At 61.8% G+C, this 19,676-nt stretch carries 7 protein-coding genes; 3 read left to right on the top strand and 4 right to left on the bottom strand.

Going from position 1 to position 19,676, the window contains the following annotated elements; genetic code table 11:
* Window positions 1-90: 90 nt before the first annotated feature.
* Window positions 91-1,104 carry a GNAT family N-acetyltransferase gene (locus CUN63_RS03665; protein WP_129437277.1) on the top strand — a complete coding sequence of 338 codons (1,014 nt, stop codon included), beginning with the start codon at window positions 91-93 and terminating at the stop codon, window positions 1,102-1,104.
* A 155-nt stretch (window positions 1,105-1,259) separates the two neighbouring features.
* Here the strand turns inward: CUN63_RS03665 and CUN63_RS03660 are convergent, their stop codons facing one another.
* The gene (locus tag CUN63_RS03660) at window positions 1,260-1,808 is read right to left on the bottom strand and encodes an RNA polymerase factor sigma-70 (protein WP_008145913.1); all 549 of its coding nucleotides are present in this window, start codon (window positions 1,806-1,808) and stop codon (window positions 1,260-1,262) included.
* 372 nt (window positions 1,809-2,180) lie between these two features.
* Between CUN63_RS03660 and CUN63_RS03655 the strand changes: the two genes are divergently transcribed.
* Entirely contained in the window at window positions 2,181-15,164 is a 12,984-nt protein-coding gene (locus CUN63_RS03655; RefSeq protein ID WP_129437275.1) for a non-ribosomal peptide synthetase, read from the top strand.
* A gap of 179 nt (window positions 15,165-15,343) precedes the next feature.
* A complete protein-coding gene (locus tag CUN63_RS03650; protein ID WP_129437273.1) occupies window positions 15,344-16,168 on the top strand; it encodes an alpha/beta fold hydrolase in 825 nt (274 codons plus the stop codon).
* 115 nt (window positions 16,169-16,283) lie between these two features.
* On the opposite strand, the gene dsbG is transcribed toward CUN63_RS03650, so the two are convergent.
* Genes dsbG through dsbD form a run of 3 tightly spaced genes read right to left on the bottom strand, consistent with a single transcriptional unit; the run spans window position 16,284 to window position 19,638 of the window.
* The gene (gene dsbG, locus CUN63_RS03645) at window positions 16,284-17,054 is read right to left on the bottom strand and encodes a thiol:disulfide interchange protein DsbG (RefSeq protein WP_129437271.1); all 771 of its coding nucleotides are present in this window, start codon (window positions 17,052-17,054) and stop codon (window positions 16,284-16,286) included.
* The gene (locus CUN63_RS03640; RefSeq protein ID WP_129437269.1) at window positions 17,030-17,896 is read right to left on the bottom strand and encodes a TlpA disulfide reductase family protein; all 867 of its coding nucleotides are present in this window, start codon (window positions 17,894-17,896) and stop codon (window positions 17,030-17,032) included. Before CUN63_RS03640 ends, dsbG begins: the two co-directional genes overlap by 25 nt.
* Window positions 17,896-19,638: a protein-disulfide reductase DsbD gene (dsbD, locus tag CUN63_RS03635; RefSeq protein WP_129437267.1), complete on the bottom strand. Its 1,743-nt coding sequence runs from the start codon at window positions 19,636-19,638 to the stop codon at window positions 17,896-17,898. The genes CUN63_RS03640 and dsbD overlap by 1 nt, the downstream gene beginning before the upstream one ends.
* Between the last annotated feature and the right edge of the window lie 38 nt (window positions 19,639-19,676).

Below are 19,676 nucleotides of genomic sequence, written 5' to 3'. Positions count from 1 at the left end.
CAGGTCGCGTATTGACCGACTTTTCTTAAATTTCCCGCACTGGCTCACGTCACCTCGTTGAACTGTCGACGATTAACGTGAGCCCGACCCATGTCCACTCTGAATGACCTGACTGCCCTGGCCTTGCCGACAGGAAGCCGTCTTGTAGCTGATGAAACCGAAAGCCACCTGTGCCTCAGCCTTGAAGGGCAGCCGCTGATTCAGTTGCGTCTGACTCGCGAGCCCGAGCTGCATGTGCAAGTAGAAGAGCGCTTCGACCACGCCGACAATCGGGCCGTCTGGGCGGTCTGTTATTGGCTGTTTGCCCGTGACCCGGTCTGCCAGCGCCTGACCTGGCATCTCGATGAAGCCCCCACCGAAGCATTGCTCGGCGGGTTGCTGATCCCTACCGAAATCGTCGGCCAGTATCGTTGCGAACGCACGCTGTTCTGGCAGTTGCCGCAGCCTTGGCTGGGCGTGTCACAGACATCGAGTTATCCGCAGCAAATGGTCATCAGTGGCGGCAAGCGTCATCCGCTGCGCCCGGTGAAACCGCGTGGTGAAGTCTATCTGCGTTTTGATGCGCGCCTCGGTGCCTGGATTTCCCTGCGCACGGTTGACATCGGCCTGGACCTGGCGCGTTTCAATCGTTGGCAGAACAGCCCGCGCGTGGCGAGTTTCTGGCAGGAGGAGGGCAGCCTCGAGCAGCATCACGAGTACCTGAGCAAGCTTGAAGCCGATCCCCATACCCTGACGCTGATCGGGTGTTTCGATGATCAGCCGTTCGCCTACTTTGAAGCGTATTGGGCCAAGGAAGATCGCATCGCGCCGTTCTATGACGCCGGCGATTACGACCGCGGTATTCACATGTTGGTGGGTGAAGAAAATCACCGTGGCCCGCACAAGGTGGCGAGCTGGTTATCGGCGTTGACGCACTACCTGTTTCTCGACGATCCACGCACTCAGCGAGTGGTTGCCGAGCCTCGCGCCGACAACGCGAAGATGATCGGGCATATGCAGAGCCAGGGTTTCCACTGCGAGAAAGCGTTCGACTTCCCACACAAGCGTGCGGCGCTGATGGTGCTGGGGCGTGAGCGGTTTTTTGATCGGTGTGTGTTGGTTTGAGATGTAAGTCTCAAGGTCTGCACCGACCTTGAGTCAGTCTTCGCGAGCAAGCCCGCTCCCACATTTGATCTCCAGTGTCCACAAAGAGTGTGTTCACAAAAGATCCAATGTGGGAGCGGGCTTGCTCGCGAAGGGGGCGACGCAAATTTCAGATCTTAGCGGCGGGCAAAGGTATCCACACGACTGCCCGACACCTTGCGGCAGTGCACCAGCGCATCGCGAATCATGAAGTTCACCAGGGTCGGCGAGACGCCAAGCTCCTTGGCGATGTCCTTTTGCGGCACGCCGTGCAGGCGGTACATCTCGAAGGCGTAGCGGGTGCGGCTGGGCAGCTCGGTCAGCGCGTCGGCGATGTGTTCCAGGGTCGAGAAGTTGATGTGCGAGGTTTCCGGCGAAGCACCTTGAATCACCACGTTCAGGCCTTCCTCTTCAGGGCCCGAATACTTCTGCTCCAGCGCCTGTTTGCGGTAGTGATCGATCGCCAGGTTGCGCACGATCTGGAACAGGTAGCTGAGCTGAGCCTTGAACGAGGACGTGATCTGCGGCGCTGATTGCAGCCGGAAAAACGCATCCTGCACTACGTCTTCAGCACGCGACCGGCAGCCGGTAATGCGGGCTGCAATCTTGACCAGAATCAGTCGATTGTCGACGAATGCCTGAAGTAGCGGTGAATCGCACCTGCTTGTGGACACTTGTTCCGTCATGGAAATCACCTTGCTGCCAATAGGTTAGCGGGACGGCAAGCGGGGGCTTAGCCGTCCAACACATCGAGCGACAAATTATTCTTAATGATAATGATTGTCAAATGAGAAATAGAACTAATGCGCCGCGAAGGTGCAGAGTGAGAACTGCGACACGCTGACGCACTGCAGCCCCATTGGCGATCAGGCTTACCGACTAATTATTTCAAGAGGTCAACCGTTCTCATTGGTGAATGGTTCCGGGTAGCGGCTGCGGCCAAAACAGCATTCCCAAGCCTTGCGCGGTCGGCGAAGACCGCGTCCTGCACGCCCTCGAAGGGGCGTGACGTCAGAAAACCGATTCCACTTGCAAGCCGAATTCAGGCAGGAAACCTCATGACCGACGCGTTCGAACTCCCCAGCACACTGGTCCAAGCCCTTCAGCGCCGAGCGGCCCTGACGCCGGATCGGGTGGCCTTGCGTTTTCTCGCCGAAACCCAGGATCAGGCTGTGGTGCTCAGTTATCGCGAGCTGGATCAGCGGGCGCGGATCATTGCTGGCGCGTTGCAGGGCGAGGCTGCGTTTGGCGATCGCGCGGTGCTGCTGTTTCCCAGCGGTCCGGATTACGTCGCGGCGTTCTTCGGCTGCCTGTACGCCGGTGTGATCGCGGTGCCGGCCTATCCGCCGGAGTCGGCTCGTCGTCATCATCAGGAGCGTTTGCTGTCGATCATTAGCGATGCCGAACCGCGTCTGCTGCTGACCAGCGCCGCTCTGCGCGATGCGTTGCTGCAAATCGACGGTGCGCCGCCGTTGCTGTGCGTCGACACCGTCGACAGTGCATTGGCCGAACGTTGGGTGGCGCCGAACCTTGCAGACGACCACATCGCGTTCCTGCAATACACCTCCGGTTCCACCGCGCTGCCGAAAGGGGTGCAAGTCAGCCACGGCAACCTGGTGGCCAATGAACTGCTGATTCGCCACGGCTTCGGTATTGATCTGAATCCTGACGACGTGATCGTCAGCTGGTTGCCGCTGTACCACGACATGGGCCTGATCGGCGGTCTGTTGCAGCCGATTTTCAGCGGCGTGCCATGCGTGTTGATGTCACCGGCGTATTTCCTCGGCCGACCGTTGCGCTGGCTGGAAGCAATCAGCGAGTACGGCGGGACCATCAGCGGCGGGCCGGATTTTGCCTATCGATTGTGCAGCGAGCGGGTCAGTGAATCGGCCCTGGAACGCCTCGACCTGAGTGGCTGGCGCGTGGCGTATTCCGGTTCCGAACCGATTCGCCTCGATACGCTGGAACGCTTCGCCGAGAAGTTCGCGGCCTGCGGTTTCACCCAAGACAGTTTCATGGCGTCCTACGGGTTGGCCGAAGCGACGCTGTTCGTGGCTGGCAGCCCTCGCGGTCAGGGCATTGGCAACCTGCGCGTGGACGATCAAGCCCTGGCACAAAACCGTGCCGAGCGGGGCGATGGCAGCCCGATCATGAGTTGCGGCATCAGTCAGCCGGATCACGCGGTGCTGATTGTCGATCCAGCAGCCCTCACCGAGTTGGCTGACGACGCGGTTGGCGAAGTCTGGGCCGCCGGACCAAGTATCGCCCACGGTTACTGGCGCAATCCGGAGGCCAGCGCCAAAACCTTCGTTCAGCACGCTGGCCGCACCTGGCTGCGCACCGGTGACCTGGGCTTTATGCGCGGCGGTGAACTGTTCATCACCGGGCGCCTGAAAGACATGTTGATCGTCCGTGGCCACAACCTTTATCCGCAGGACATCGAGCAAACCATCGAGCGCGAAGTGGAGGTGGTGCGCAAAGGTCGTGTCGCCGCTTTCGCCGTCAACATCGAGGGGCAGGAAGGCATCGGCATTGCGGCGGAAATCAGCCGCAGCGTGCAGAAAATCCTCCCGCCCGATGCCCTGATCAAAGCCATCCGCCAAGCCGTGGCCGAGGCGTATCAGGAAGCGCCAAGCGTGGTGGTACTGCTCAATCCGGGCGCGTTGCCCAAGACCTCCAGCGGCAAACTGCAACGCTCGGCATGCCGCAATCGTCTGGCGGACGGCAGCCTCGAAAGCTATGCATTGTTCCCGTCGGCAGACATCGAAAGTAAATCCGCGACTGAATCAGGTTCCGAACTGCAAACCCTGATCGGCCAGATCTGGTGCGAGCAGCTGAGCGTCAAACAGGTCAGCGCCGACGATCACTTCTTCCTGCTGGGCGGCAACTCCATTGCCGCCACTCAGGTGGTTGCGCGTCTGCGCGAAGCACTCGGTCTGGAGCTGAACCTGCGCCTGCTGTTTGAAGCGCCGACCCTCGGCGCGTTTGCCGCCGAAGTCGCTCAGCAGCAACAGGACGGGGGACTCGCCCAAGGCGCGATCACCCCGTTGTCGCGCACCGATGCCATGCCGCAATCGCTTGCGCAAAACCGTCTGTGGATCACCTGGCAACTTGACCCGCAGAGCAGCGCCTACAACATTCCCGGCGCCTTGCGCCTGCGCGGCGAGCTGGATGAAGACGCCTTGCGCGCCAGCTTCCAACAGTTGATCGAGCGTCACGAATCCCTGCGCACGCGGTTCTTCGAACGTGATGGTGTGGCGCTGCAACAGGTCGATGCAGCGAGCGAATTCAACCTGCAACTCATCGATATCAGCGACCTGCCGGTTGCCGAGTGTGAAGCTCGCGCACAGCAGATCCGTGAAGACGAAGCCCGCACGCAATTCGATCTGCAGCAAGGCCCGCTGCTGTGGGTGACTCTGGTGCGTCTCGATGATGAGGACCATCAACTGTTGGTGACGATGCATCACATCATCGCCGACGGTTGGTCGCTGAACGTGCTGATCGACGAGTTCTCGCGCCTGTATGCCGCAGCGTCCCAAGGAAAAAAGGCGACGCTTCCGGTATTGCCGACCCAGTACGCCGATTACGGCAGCTGGCAGCGTCAATGGCTGGCGCAAGGGGAGGGCGAGCGTCAGCTGGCTTACTGGAAAGCGCAATTGGGCTGTGACCATCCGACCCTGAGCCTGGCCACTGACCATCCGCGTTCGGCGCAACACCTTCACAGCGCCGCGCGCCACACCGTACGGTTGGGCGCGACCCTGAGCGATGCCATTCGCCAGACCGCCCAGGCCCATGAATCCACCTCGTTCATGCTGTTGCTCGCCGCGTTCCAGAGCCTGCTGCACCGCTACAGCGGCCAACGCGACATCCGCATCGGCGTGCCGAACGCCAACCGTCCGCGCCTGGAAACCCAAGGGCTGATCGGCTTCTTCATCAACACCCAGGTGCTGCGCGCCGAACTGGATTCGCAGCTGCCATTCGTGGAGCTGCTGGCGCAAACCCGTCAGGCCGCGTTGGGCGCACAAGCGCATCAGGATCTGCCGTTCGAGCAATTGCTCGAAGCCTTCCCGCAAGCCCGCGAACAAGGTTTGTTCCAGGTCATGTTCAACCACCAGCAGCGGGATTTGAGCGCATTGCGTCGCCTGCCAGGGCTGCTGGCTGAAGAGCTGCCGTGGCACAGCCGCGAAGCCAAGTTCGACCTGCAACTGCACAGCGAGGAAGACCAAAAGGGTCGCCTGAGCCTGTCCTTCGACTACGCCAGCGAACTGTTCGACGCGACGACTATCGAGCGTCTGGCCGAGCACTTCACCAACCTGCTGCGAGCCATTTGCGAACAACCGAAAATCGCCATCGGCGATCTGCAATTGCTGACCTCGTCCGAGCTCGATCAGCAAGCATCGTGGAGCGCCGCACCGTGTACGCCGGCCAGCGTTTGGCTGCCTGAATTGCTCAACGAACAGGCTCGCCTGACCCCGGAACGCACCGCGTTGATGTGGGACGGTGGCGCCATGAACTTCGCCGAACTGCACACCCAATCCAACCGCCTGGCCCATTACCTGCGCGACAAAGGCGTCTGCCCGGACGTCTGCGTGGCCATCGCCGCCGAGCGTTCGCCGCAATTGCTGATCGGCCTGCTGGCGATCATCAAGGCCGGTGGCGCCTACGTGCCGCTGGACCCGGATTACCCGGCCGAACGCCTGGCCTACATGCTCAGCGACAGCGGCGTCGAATTGCTGCTGACCCAGACTCAATTGCTTGACCGCTTGCCGGCCACCGATGGCGTCAGCGTGATCGCCATGGACGCCTTGCATCTGGAGAACTGGCCGAGCCACGCCCCGGGCCTGCACCTGCACGGCGACAACCTGGCGTACGTAATTTACACCTCCGGTTCCACCGGCCAGCCGAAGGGCGTCGGCAACACCCACGCAGCCCTCGCCGAACGCCTGCAATGGATGCAGAACACCTATCGTTTGAACGACACCGACGTGCTGATGCAAAAGGCGCCGATCAGTTTCGACGTGTCGGTGTGGGAGTGCTTCTGGCCGCTGATCAGCGGTGCACGTTTGCTGATTGCCGGCCCCGTCGAACACCGCGATCCGCACCGCATCGCGCAACTGGTTCAGCAATTCGGCGTGACCACGCTGCACTTCGTACCGCCGCTGCTGGCGTTGTTCATCGACGAACCGCTGAGCGCCGAGTGCACAAGCCTGCGCTGCGTATTCTCCGGCGGCGAAGCCTTGCCCGCCGAATTGCGCAACCGCGTGCTGGAACAACTGCCAGCCGTGCAATTGCACAACCGCTACGGCCCGACCGAAACCGCGATCAACGTCACTCATTGGCACTGCACAACGGCCGATGGCGAACGCTCGCCGATTGGTCGTCCGCTGGGCAATGTGCTGTGCCGCGTACTCGACGAGGCACTCAATCCCGTTCCGGCCGGTGTGCCGGGTGAACTGTGCATCAGCGGTATCGGTTTGGCCCGTGGCTATTTGGGGCGTCCGGGTCTGACTGCAGAACGTTTTGTCGTCGATCCATTGGGCGAGCAGGGCGCGCGTCTGTACCGCACCGGTGACCGTGCACGCTGGACCGCTGACGGTGTGATCGAATACCTCGGCCGTCTCGATCAGCAGGTCAAGCTGCGTGGCTTCCGCGTTGAACCGGAAGAAATCGAAGCACGATTGCTGGCTCAGGACGGTGTCGCTCAAGCCGTGGTGTTGGTGCGAGAGACGGCGGCCGGTGGACAGTTGATCGGTTACTACACCGCAACCGATTCCACAGAAGATATTGATGCTCAAACCGCACGCCTGAAAGCTGCGCTGGCCGCCGAGTTGCCGGAATACATGGTCCCGGCGCAACTCATGCGTCTGGACGAAATGCCCCTGAGCCCAAGCGGCAAACTCGATCGTCGCGCCTTGCCGGAACCGCAATGGCAAGTCCGCGAGCACGTCGAACCGGTCACTGCCCTCGAGCAACAAATCGCCGACATCTGGCGTGAGGTATTGGGCCTCGCGAAAATCGGTCTGCGCGACGATTTCTTCGCACTCGGCGGCCATTCCTTGCTGGCCACGCAAATCATTTCCCGCACCCGTCAGGCCTGCGACGTCGAGTTGCCGCTGCGCGCGCTGTTCGAAAACAGTGAACTGGGCGCCTTTGCCGAACAGGTTCAACTGATCCAGGCCAGCGGCAAAACCAACCAGCAACCGCCGATCGAGAAAGTCGATCGCAGCCAACCGGTGCCGTTGTCCTATTCCCAGCAGCGCATGTGGTTCCTCTGGCAGATGGAACCGGACAGCCCGGCCTACAACGTTGGCGGCATGGCGCGGCTGCGCGGGGTGCTCGATGTCGGGCGCTTCGAAGCCGCGCTGCAAGCACTGATCATGCGTCATGAAACTCTGCGCACCACGTTCCCGAGCATCGATGGCGTGGCGCAGCAACGGGTTCACCCGGACACCGGGATGCGCATGGACTGGAAGGACTTCTCCGCGCTCGACGTTGATCGCCGCGAACAACGCGTCCAGCAACTGGCCGACGACGAGGCACATAAACCCTTCGATCTGGAAACCGGACCCCTGCTGCGCGCCTGCATGGTCAAGACCGCCGAGCAGGAGCACTACCTGGTGCTGACCCTGCACCACATCGTCACCGAAGGCTGGGCGATGGACATCTTCGCCCGGGAACTGAGCGCGCTCTACGAGGCCTTCGTCGATGACCGCGAATCACCGCTGCAACCGCTGCCGGTGCACTACCTGGATTACAGCGTCTGGCAGCGCCAGTGGCTGGAGTCCGGCGAACGTCAGCGCCAACTCGATTACTGGACCGCGCAACTGGGCCGCGAACATCCGCTGCTGGAATTGCCGGGCGACCGTCCGCGTCCACCGGTGCAAAGCCATCAGGGCGAACTGTTCCGTTTCGACCTGAGCGATGATCTTGCCGCGCGGGTCCGCGCCTTCAATGCACAAAACGGTCTGACCCTGTTCATGACCATGACCGCCGCGTTGGCGGTGCTGCTTTACCGCTACAGCGGTCAGACCGACCTGCGCATCGGCGCGCCGGTGGCCAACCGGATTCGTCCGGAAAGCGAAGGGCTGATCGGGGCGTTCCTCAACACCCAAGTGTTGCGTTGCCAGCTCGACGGGCAGATGTCCGTCAGCGAATTGTTCGAGCAGGTTCGCCATACCGTGATCGAAGGCCAGTCCCATCAGGACTTGCCGTTCGATCACTTGGTGGAAGCCTTGCAGCCACCGCGCAGCGCCGCTTACAACCCGTTGTTCCAGGTGATGTGCAACGTGCAGCGCTGGGAATTCCAGCAGAGCCGCACACTCGCGGGCATGACCGTCGAATACCTGGCCAACGATGCGCGTGCGACCAAGTTCGACCTCAACCTGGAAGTCACCGACCTCGACCATCGCCTGGGTTGCTGCCTGACCTACAGCACCGATCTGTTCGATGAACCACGCATTGCGCGGATGGCCGGGCATTGGCGCAACCTGCTGGAAGCGCTGCTGGCCGATCCGCAACAGCGCCTCAGTGAGCTGCCGCTGCTGGAAGCCACCGAACAGCAAAACCTGCTCGACAGCCTCGGCGTCGAGCCGGGCGAACATCGCCTCGACCAGTGCATTCATCACCTGTTCAGCGAGCAGGCGCTGGCGCGCAAAGATGCGCCGGCACTGACCTTCGCCGGGCAAACCCTGAGCTACACCGAACTCGACAGCCGCGCCAATCGCCTGGCCTGGATGCTCCGCGAGCGTGGCGTCGGGCCGCAGGTTCGGGTCGGTCTGGCGCTTGAGCGTTCACTGGAAATGGTCGTCGGCCTGCTGGCGATCCTCAAGGCGGGCGGCGCCTACGTGCCGCTGGACCCGGAATACCCGCTGGATCGTTTGCACTACATGATCGAAGACAGTGGCATCGGTTTGCTGCTCAGCGATGCGGCGATGTTCGAAGCGCTTGGCGAACTACCGCCTACCGTGGCTCGCTGGTGCCTGGAGGAGGACACAGCAGAACTGGCCAACTACCCGGCCACCGAGCTGCTGTTTATCAGCCTGCCGCAGCATCAGGCGTACCTGATTTACACCTCGGGCTCCACCGGCAAACCGAAAGGCGTGGTGGTGTCCCACGGTGAAATCGCCATGCACTGCCGCGCGGTGATCGCGCGCTTCGGCATGCGCCCGGACGATTGCGAACTGCACTTCTATTCCATCAACTTCGACGCCGCGACCGAGCGGTTGCTGGTGCCGCTGTTGAGTGGTGCTCAAGTCGTTTTGCGCGCTCAAGGTCAGTGGGACGCGGAAGAAATCTGCGGGCTGATTCGCCGTCACAACATCAACATCCTCGGCTTCACCCCAAGCTACGGCAGCCAATTGGCGCAGTGGCTGGCGACGCAGGGCGAAATCCTGCCGGTGCGCATGTGCATCACCGGCGGTGAAGCGCTGACTGGCGAGCACCTGGCGCGGATTCGCGCGGCGTTCAAGCCGAGCCTGTTTTTCAACGCCTACGGCCCGACCGAAACCGTGGTCATGCCGCTGGCCAGTCTGGCGCCCGAGCAATTGGAAGAAGGCCTCGGCAGCGTGCCGATCGGCAGTGTGATCGGCGCGCGCGTGGCCTACATCCTCGACGCTGATCTGGCGTTGGTGCCGCAAGGCGCGACGGGCGAGTTGTACGTCGGCGGCGCTGGTCTGGCGCAGGGTTATCACCAGCGTCCGGGCATGACGGCCGAACGTTTTGTGGCTGATTCGTTCGCCGCCAATGGCGGGCGTCTGTACCGCACCGGCGATCTGGTGCGTCAGCGCGCCGATGGTCTGGTGGAATACCTCGGACGTATTGACCATCAAGTGAAGATTCGTGGTTTCCGCATTGAACTGGGCGAAATCGAAACCCGACTGCTGGAACATGAATCGATCCGTGAAGCCGTGGTGCTGGCGCTGGATGCCCCGAGCGGCAAACAACTGGTCGGCTATCTGGTGACTGAAGTCGCCGAGCAAGATGAAGCGCAACAAAACGCACTGCGTGAGGCGTTGAAGGCGCACCTCAAGTCCCAGCTGCCGGATTACATGGTGCCAACGCATTTGATCCTGCTGGCCAGCATGCCGCTGACCACCAACGGCAAACTCGACCGCCGCGCATTGCCGGCACCGGACCCGGAGCTGAACCGTCAGCATTACGTGGCACCGAGCAACGAGCTTGAACTGACGCTGGCCGCGATCTGGTGCGAAGTGCTGAACGTCCTGCAGGTCGGCCTCAACGACAACTTCTTCGAACTGGGCGGCGATTCGATTTTGTCGATCCAGGTGGTCAGCCGTGCGCGGCAGCAGGGCATTCACTTCAGCCCTCGTGACCTGTTCCAGCACCAGACCGTGCAGACCCTGGCCGCCGTGGCGACCCGCACCGAGCAGGTCACGGCCGAGCAAGGTTTGCTGACCGGCGAATCGCGTCTGACGCCGATCCAGCACTGGTTCTTCGACACCGACATCCCCCAGCGCCAACACTGGAACCAGGCATTGCTGCTGGAACCGACCGAGGCGCTAGAGCCCCATCGCCTGGAGCAAGCACTGCTGGCAGTGATCGAACAGCACGACGCCTTGCGTTTGCGTTTCTCTGAAATAGCAGGTCAATGGCAGGCCGAGCACCAGGTGGTTTCCGACGCGCCGGTGCTGTGGCAAGTGCGTGTTTCGTCCATGGACAAATGCGCGGCGCTGTTCGCTGATGCCCAGCGCAGCCTTGACCTTGAGGAAGGGCCGCTGATGCGCGCGCTGCTGGTCGACGGTCCCGAGGGCCAACAACGGCTGTTCATCGCCATTCACCACTTGGTCGTGGATGGGGTTTCGTGGCGGGTGTTGCTGGACGATTTGCAAACGGTGTATCGCCAACTGGACGCGGGGCAGTCGGCAAAACTGCCGGCGAAAACCAGTGCCTTCAAGGACTGGGCGGCACGTTTGCAAGCGTATGCCGGTAGCGAATCCCTGCGTGAAGAATTGAGCTGGTGGCAGTCGCAACTGGCCGGTCAAAGCGCCGAATTACCGTGTGATCGCCCCGAGGGTGGCCGGCAGAATGGTCATGCGCAAACCGTCAGCGTGCGCCTCGACAGCGAGCGCACCCGCCAATTGTTGCAGCAAGCGCCGAGTGCCTATCGCACCCAGGTCAACGACTTGCTGCTGACCGCTTTGGCCCGCGTGCTGTGCCGCTGGAGCGGTCACGAATCGGCGCTGATTCAACTCGAAGGTCACGGCCGCGAAACGCTGTTCGACGAGATCGACCTGACCCGCACCGTCGGCTGGTTCACCAGCGCTTACCCGCTGCGCTTGACGCCGAAAAACGGGCAGGGCGCCTCGATCAAGGCGATCAAGGAACAACTGCGCGCGGTCCCGCACAAAGGTCTGGGTTATGGCGTGCTGCGTTATCTCGCCGATGACTCGAGCCGGCAGACCATGGCGGCCTTGCCGGTGGCGCCGATCACCTTCAACTATCTCGGCCAGTTCGACCAGAGCTTCGGCGCGGACGCCTTGTTCCGTCCTCTCGATGAAGCGGTCGGCGCGGCCCATGATCCGTGCGCGCCGCTGCCCAATGAGCTGAGCGTCGACAGCCAGGTCTATGGCGGTGAGCTGGTGCTGCGTTGGAACTTCAGCGCCGAACGCCACGATCTGCAGACCATCACTGAATTGGCAGACACTTACCTCGGCGAATTGCAGAGCCTGATCGAGCATTGCTTGCACGACGACGCGGGCGGACTGACGCCCTCGGACTTCCCGCTGGCCAAGCTGACTCAACCGCAACTCGACGCGCTGCCAATCCCGACCGCCGTCATCGAAGACGTCTACCCGCTGACGCCTATGCAGGAAGGCATGCTGCTGCACACCTTGCTGGAACCGGGCACCGGCCTCTACTACATGCAGGATCGCTACCGCATCAACAGCGAGCTCGACCCGCAGCGTTTCGCCCAGGCCTGGCAAGCGGTGATCGCCCGTCACGAAGCCCTGCGCGCGTCGTTCTGCTGGAACGTCGGCGAAGACATGCTGCAAGTTATCCACAAGCCGGGCAGCACGCCGATCGAGTATCTGGACTGGACGGCAATCGCTGAAGCCGAGCAAGAGCCGAAGTTGCAGGCGCTGCTCAAAAGCGAGCGCGAGGCCGGGTTCGATCTGCTCAATCAGGCACCGTTCCACCTGCGCCTGATCAAGGTCGGCGCGGCGCGTTACTGGTTCATGATGAGCAACCACCACATCCTCATTGATGCCTGGTGCCGGTCGCTGCTGATGAACGATTTCTTCGAAATCTACACCGCCCTCGGCGAAGGCCGGGACGCGCAACTGGCCGTGCCACCGCGTTATCGCGACTACATCGGCTGGCTGCAACGCCAAAGCCTGGCCGAGGCGCGGCAGTGGTGGAAAACCAACCTGCAAGGCTTCGAGCGGACCACGCCGATTCCGAGCGACCGGCCGTTCCTGCGTGAACATGCCGGCGAAAGCGGCGGCATGATCGTCGGCGACCGCTACACAAGGCTCGATGCTCGTGACGGTGCGCAACTGCGCGAACTGGCTCAGGCGCATCAACTGACCATCAATACCTTTGCCCAAGCGGCGTGGGCGCTGGTGTTGCGTCGTTTGAGTGGTGATCGCGACGTGCTGTTTGGTGTCACGGTGGCCGGGCGTCCGGTGGACATGCCGCAGATGCAACGCACGGTCGGGCTGTTCATCAACAGCATCGCGCTACGGGTAAAAATGCCCGAAGACGATCAGCGTTGCAGTGTTCGTCAATGGCTCAGTGGCTTGCTCGACAGCAACATGCAACTGCGCGAGTACGAATACCTGCCGCTGGTGAGCATTCAGGAAAACAGCGAACTGCCCAAGGGCCAGCCGTTGTTCGACAGCCTGTTCGTGTTCGAAAACGCCCCGGTGGAAGTCTCGGTGCTGGACCGTGCGCAAAGCCTCAACGCGACCTCGGATTCGGGCCGCACCCACACCAACTTCCCGCTGACGGCGGTCTGCTATCCGGGCGAGGACCTGGGTTTGCACCTGTCTTACGACCAGCGTTATTTCGATGAGTCGACCGTCGAGCGCATGCTCGGCGAGTTCAAACGGTTGCTGCTGGCACTGGTCGAAGGTTTCCACGGCGACATGGCCGATCTGCCGTTGCTGGGTGCCGAGGAACAGGACTTCCTGATCCACGGCTGCAACCAGAGCGAACACGAGTACCCGCTGGAGCAGAGTTACGTCTCATTGTTTGAAGCGCAGGTTGCTCAGCATCCGCAACGGGTTGCCGCCAGTTGCCTGGATCAGCAGCACAGTTACCTTGAGCTGAACCAGCGCAGTAACCGTCTCGGTCATGCCTTGATCGCCGCTGGCGTAAGGCTGGATCAACCGGTGGCGTTGCTGGCTGAACGCAACCTCGATCTGCTGGGCATGATCATCGGCAGCTTCAAGGCTGGCGCAGGTTATTTGCCGCTGGATCCGGGGCTGCCGAGTCAGCGTCTGAGCCGGATCATTGACCTGAGCCGCACGCCGTTGCTGGTTTGTTCTCAGGCCTGCCGCGAGCATGCGTTGGCGCTGCTGGATGAGTTCGGTTGCGCCAACCGGCCCACGTTGTTGGTCTGGGAAGAGGTACAGGCGAGCGATGTTTCGGTTGCCAACCCGGGCATCTACAGCGGCCCGGACAACCTCGCCTACGTGATCTACACCTCGGGCTCGACCGGCCTGCCGAAAGGCGTGATGGTCGAACAGCGCGGCATGCTCAACAACCAGTTGAGCAAGGTGCCGTACCTGAATTTGAGCGATGCCGATGTGATCGCTCAGACCGCCTCGCAAAGTTTCGACATTTCGGTCTGGCAGTTCCTCGCCGCACCGCTGTTCGGCGCTCGGGTGGACATCGTGCCGAACACCATCGCCCATGATCTGCAAGGGTTGCTGGCGCATGTGGCGGCCCAGGGCATCACCGTGCTGGAAAGCGTGCCGTCGCTGATTCAGGGCATGCTCGCCCAGGAACGCATGAGTCTCGACGGTCTGCGCTGGATGCTGCCGACCGGTGAGGCAATGCCGCCGGAGCTGGCGCATCAGTGGCTGCAGCGCTACCCGGAGATCGGGCTGGTGAATGCTTACGGTCCGGCGGAATGCTCGGATGACGTGGCTTTCTTTCGCGTCGACATGGCGTCGACGCGCGGCAGCTACCTGCCGATTGGTACGCCGACCGACAACAACCGTTTGTACTTGCTTGATGGTGCCTTGGAACTGGTGCCGTTGGGTGTGGTGGGCGAGTTGTGCGTCGCGGGTACCGGTGTCGGCCGTGGCTACGTCAGTGATCCTTTGCGCACGGCTCAAGTGTTTGTGCCTGACCTGTTTGGTGCGCCGGGTGATCGTCTGTATCGCACCGGCGACCTGGCCCGTCGGCGCAGTGACGGCGTGCTGGAATACGTCGGGCGGATCGACCATCAAGTGAAGATCCGCGGCTACCGCATCGAACTGGGTGAAATCGAAGCGCGTCTGCATGAGCAACCGCAAGTGCGCGAAGCGGCGGTGGGTGTACAGGAAGGGGTCAACGGCAAACATCTGGTCGGCTATTTGGTAGCGGCTGATTCTTTGATCAATCCAACCGAGCGACTGGAACGCATCAAGCAACGCCTGCGTGCCGAACTGCCGGAATACATGGTGCCGTTGCACTGGCTATGGCTGGATCGCATGCCGCTCAACGCCAACGGCAAACTTGATCGCAAGGCTTTGCCGGCGCTGGAGATCGGCCAGTTGCAGAGCCAGGGCTACCGGGCGCCGCGCAATGAACTGGAGCAGACGCTGGCGGATATCTGGGCCGAGGTGCTGAAGGTCGAGAAGGTGGGTATTCGCGACAACTTCTTCGAGCTGGGCGGGCATTCATTGCTGGCAACGCAGATCGCTTCGCGGGTGCAGAAAGCTCTGCAACGGGATGTGCCGCTGCGGGCGATGTTTGAATGCAGCACGGTGGCGGAGTTGGCTGGGTACATCGACGGATTGGCGGCGAGCGACATCACTGAGGAGAAGGTGGATCGCCTTAACGATTTGATGGCGGAGTTGGAGGGGCTTTGATTCTCTAGCGATTGTGAATGCCCCTTCGCGAGCAAGCCCGCTCCCACATTTGATCTGTGTACGCAGGACTAATGTGGGAGCGGGCTTGCTCGCGAAAGGGCCGGTACAGACACTGCAAAGTTGACTGTGGATCGTCAGCGGCACAGTCTGCCTGTGCCATTTTGGAGAGGAGACAACCGATGCCCTTCGCAACAATAGACGGACAAGCGCTTCACTACATTGATCAAGGCACAGGCCCTGCCGTTCTGCTGGCCGGCAGCTACCTGTGGGACCAGGCCATGTGGGCGCCGCAGATTGCCGCTCTGTCGCAGCAGTATCGGGTGATCGCTCTGGACCTGTGGGGCCATGGTGAATCCGGGCGGATGCCCGAGTGCACACAGTCGCTGGATGACGTAGCGCGCCAGGCACTGGCGCTGCTCGATCATCTGGACATCGACCGTGTCACGCTGGTCGGTCTCTCGGTCGGTGGCATGTGGGGCGTGCGTCTGGCGCTGTCGGCGCCGCAGCGGATCAACGGTCTGGTGCTGATGGACACCTACGTCGGCGTCGAGCCGGAACCGACTCGCCAATACTATTTCTCGCTGTTCAAACAGATCGAAGACACCGGCGTGATCGCGCCGCAGCTGCTCGATATCGTCGTGCCGATCTTCTTCCGTCCGGGTATCGATCCGCAGTCGGCGCTGTATCAGGATTTCCGCGCCAAACTGGCCGCACTGCCGCCGGAGCGTCTGCGAGAGAGCATCGTGCCGATGGGGCGGATTACGTTTGGGCGGGATGATCTGTTGCCGCGTCTGGCCGAATTGAATCCTGACACCACGCTGCTGATGTGTGGCGATCAGGACAAGCCGCGGCCGCCGTCGGAGACAGGGGAAATGGCCGAGTTGATCGGTTGCCCGTATCTGCTGGTGCCGGAGGCGGGGCATATCTCCAATCTGGAGAATCCGCAGTTTGTCACCGACGCACTGCTGAAGTTTCTAAGTGAGAGAGCCCGCAAAACCGCGTAATCGTTCTTCGCGAGCAAGCCCGCTCCCACATTTGACCTGTGTTCGCAGGACTAATGTGGGAGCGGGCTTGCTCGCGAAGATGCCAGTGAACCCACCAACGCCGTATCAGAAAGAACTACTTCGGTCCGAGAATTTGCACCAATTTGTCCGGCGAAGGCGCGCCTTGCTGTTGTTGCAGCTCGCCCTTGTCGTCCATGTAGAAAATCGCCGGGGTGGCCTGCAGCTCCAGGTCTTCCATCAACTGCATGTTGGCCGCCAGCTTCGCCTGAATCGCCGGGGGCACGTTTTTCAGGGCTTTTAGCGAGCTGTTCTTGCCTGACTTCTCATGGTCTTCCAGGGCTTTCTGCGGATCCTTGGCGGCCAGCAGCGCAGCCGATTTCCCCGGACTGTCTTCGCGAATGATGCCGACCATGATGTGCCGCAGCTGCACCTTGCCCGACTTGACCCATGGGCGCGCCTGCTCCCAGAACATGTTGCAGTAAGGGCAATTCGGATCGCTGAACAGGTACACGATCCGCGGCGCATCTTTCTTCCCGTCGCCGATCCAGTTGCTGGTTTCCAGCTTGCCCCAGACTTCCTTGGCCATCGGCGCGTAAACCAGCTTCTGCAGCGGCGCGCTGCTCAGGTCGTTGCCGTCTGCGTCGTACAGATTGCCGAGCAACACATGTTTGCCATCCGGCGTCAGGTACAGCGCCATGCCACGGTTCTGGTACTGCGCGGCATAACCACGCAAGCCATCGGGTGCGTCGAATTGGCCGACGATTTTCGCGCCCTTGGCTTCGATTTTCTTGATCGCTTCGGGCAATTCTTCGGCGGCCTGCACTAACGGTAAATGGAGCAGGGCAGCGCCGAGGGTCAACGTCAGCAGGTGGCGGAGGCGGGGCATGGCAATTTCCTTGAAGAGGTGGCCGGTGCGGCAGGATTCGGGGTGCCGAAGTTTTCCAGGGCGCGGGCCAGGCTGGCTTCCGACAGCTCACCCAGGTGGCTGCCCAGCAGGCGACCGTCGGGACTATAGAACAGCGTAGTCGGCAACGCCATGGAGCCGACGGCCTGGCCCAATCGGCCACTGCCGTCAAACAGCACGTTGGACAGGCTCAGGCCCTGGGTTTCCAGAAAAGTACTGACGCTTTGCATGCTTTCAGCCTGGTTGACGAACAGGAACGTCAGGTCCGGGCGGTGTTGCTGGGCGTTTTCCAGCACCGGCATTTCCCGACGGCATGGCGGACACCAGGTGGCCCAGAGATTGATCACCAACGGGCCGCCCTTGTAATCGGCCAGCTGCACGGTTTCGCCGGCGGCATTGCGCAGGGTGATTTCCGGCAGGCGTGTGCCTTGTTCGTAGATAGTCAGTGAGAAGGTCGCCAGCAGCCAGAACGCCAGGCCGCTGGCCACGCCAAAGCCCAACGGCCGGCGCAAGCCCGGGCGACGCCAGCCTCGATACAACGCGGCGAGCAGCAACACGATCACACCGGGCCAGGCGAGGAAACCGCCGTCGCGCAGGTCGATGATCTGCCATGGGTCATCGCGATAGTGCGCCCAGTAAACGGCCACGAACCCGACCCGGGCGGCCAGCATACCCAGCAGGAACAGACTGAACAGCACCGACTCTGGATTCTCGCCGCCGCGCTTGGCCACCCGCCAGCCGATGAAGGTCGCCAGCGCCAGGGCGCTGATCAGCAGCAGGTGATTAAGCGCGATGGCAAAAGTGCCGAGGGTAAAGGTCAGCATTAACGAGCGTCTCGGGTGGTGGTCCAGCGTTGCAGGAAGGTGCCGGCATCGACCTCGCCGGTGATGCGCTGGCTGCGACGCTCGATGCCGTCGGCGCCGATCCACAGCAGGCTCGGTGGCCCCGGCACTTTATAACGGCCCAGCAGTTCGCGGCTGGCGGCATTGTCGGCGGTGACGTCCAGCCGTAGCAAGCGCACATCGCTCAAGGTTTGCAGTACGTGGGCTTTGCCGAACACCTGTTTTTCCATGACCTTGCACGACACGCACCAGTCGGCGTAGTAGTCCAGCAGCACCCATTGGCCCTGAGCCTGTGCCGCGTCGAGTTCCCGTTGCAGAGCTGCCGGGTCCTTGATCGTGGTGAATGCGTCGTGGCCGACCGGGTTTGCGGCGCTGCTCGAGTTTGAAGCGCTGTAGACCTGCAATGGCTTCAACAGGTCGTCGCCGCCGCCAGCGGCACCGATCATCAGCAGGCTGCCCCACACACCCAGCAAGAGTGAGCTGGCGCCGAACACATGGGCGACGCGACCGAAACCTTCCGACTGCTTCCAGGCGCTGTATGCGGCAATCAGCAGCAAGGCACCGCACAAACCAATCCACAGTGATTCGTCCAGCACCGGACGCAGCATCAGCAACGCGGTAGCGAGGAACAGGAAGCCGAATACGCCCTTGAGCAGGTTCATCCAGGCACCGGGTTTGGGCAGGAAGCGATTGCCGACGGTGACCAACAACAGCAGCGGCACACCGATGCCGATGCCCATGGCGAACAGAATCAGCCCGCCATGCAGCGCATTGCCGCTTTGCGCGATGTAGAGGAGGGCGCCCGCCAGCGGTGCCGTCATGCACGGACCCACCAGCAAACCGGACAAGGCGCCCAACACACCGGCACCGAACAGGCTGCCGCCGCGTTGATTGCGCGAGACATTTTCCAATCGATCACGCACGGCCACTGGCAGTTGCAACTCGAAGAAGCCGAACATCGGCAACGCCAGCAACACAAATACGGTAGCGAAACTGCCCAGCAACCAAGGGTTCTGTAACAACGCCTGCAGATTCGCCCCGAGCAGCGCGGCCAGAACGCCCATCGCCGCATACACCAGCGCCATGCTGACGACGTAGCTGGTCGCCAGCGCGAAGCCGCGTTTGGGCGTGGCGCCACTGCCGACGATCAAACCGGCGAGAATCGGCAGCATCGGCAGCGAGCAAGGGGTGAAGGCCAGTAGCAGCCCAAGGCCGAAGAACACCAGCAGGCTCCAGCCCAGCGCCCGCTGCTGCAGATCACTGGCCAGGGCCTGGTCCGGCGCTTCGCTTGCGGCGGCCAAGGTAGTGGCGTTTGCGAGATCAACGACCTGGGTTTGTGGCGGATAACACAGGCCAGCATCGGCGCAGCCCTGGAAACCTACCTTGATCCGGCCGGAGGCACCCGCCGGGATCTTCAGCTCCAGCCCTTGGCGATAAACCTGTTGCGCGCCGAAAAACTCGTCGCTGTGCGCTTCACCTTCCGGCAAGACAGGTTGCTGTTCCGGGGGTAAACCATCGAATTTCAGGCGTTTTTGATACAGGTAATAACCGTCGGCGATCTGCCAGAACAGCTGGGTTTCCCCGGAAGCGAGACGCTCAGACGTAAAGCTGAAGGCTTTGCTGACGGGAAGAAAGTCGGGCTTGGTTTCAAACGGATTGCTGCCAGCCTGGGCCTGACCCAAGCTGGCAAACAACGTTAATAGCAATAGAAGAACGTAACGCATCGACAACGCCTTGAGGTTTACACACTTCGCCCAAGATG

The sequence above is a fragment of the Pseudomonas sp. ACM7 genome (assembly GCF_004136015.1).
Classification (GTDB): Bacteria; Pseudomonadota; Gammaproteobacteria; order Pseudomonadales; family Pseudomonadaceae; genus Aquipseudomonas; species Aquipseudomonas frigoris.
This window is presented reverse-complemented; position numbering and strand designations above follow the sequence as displayed.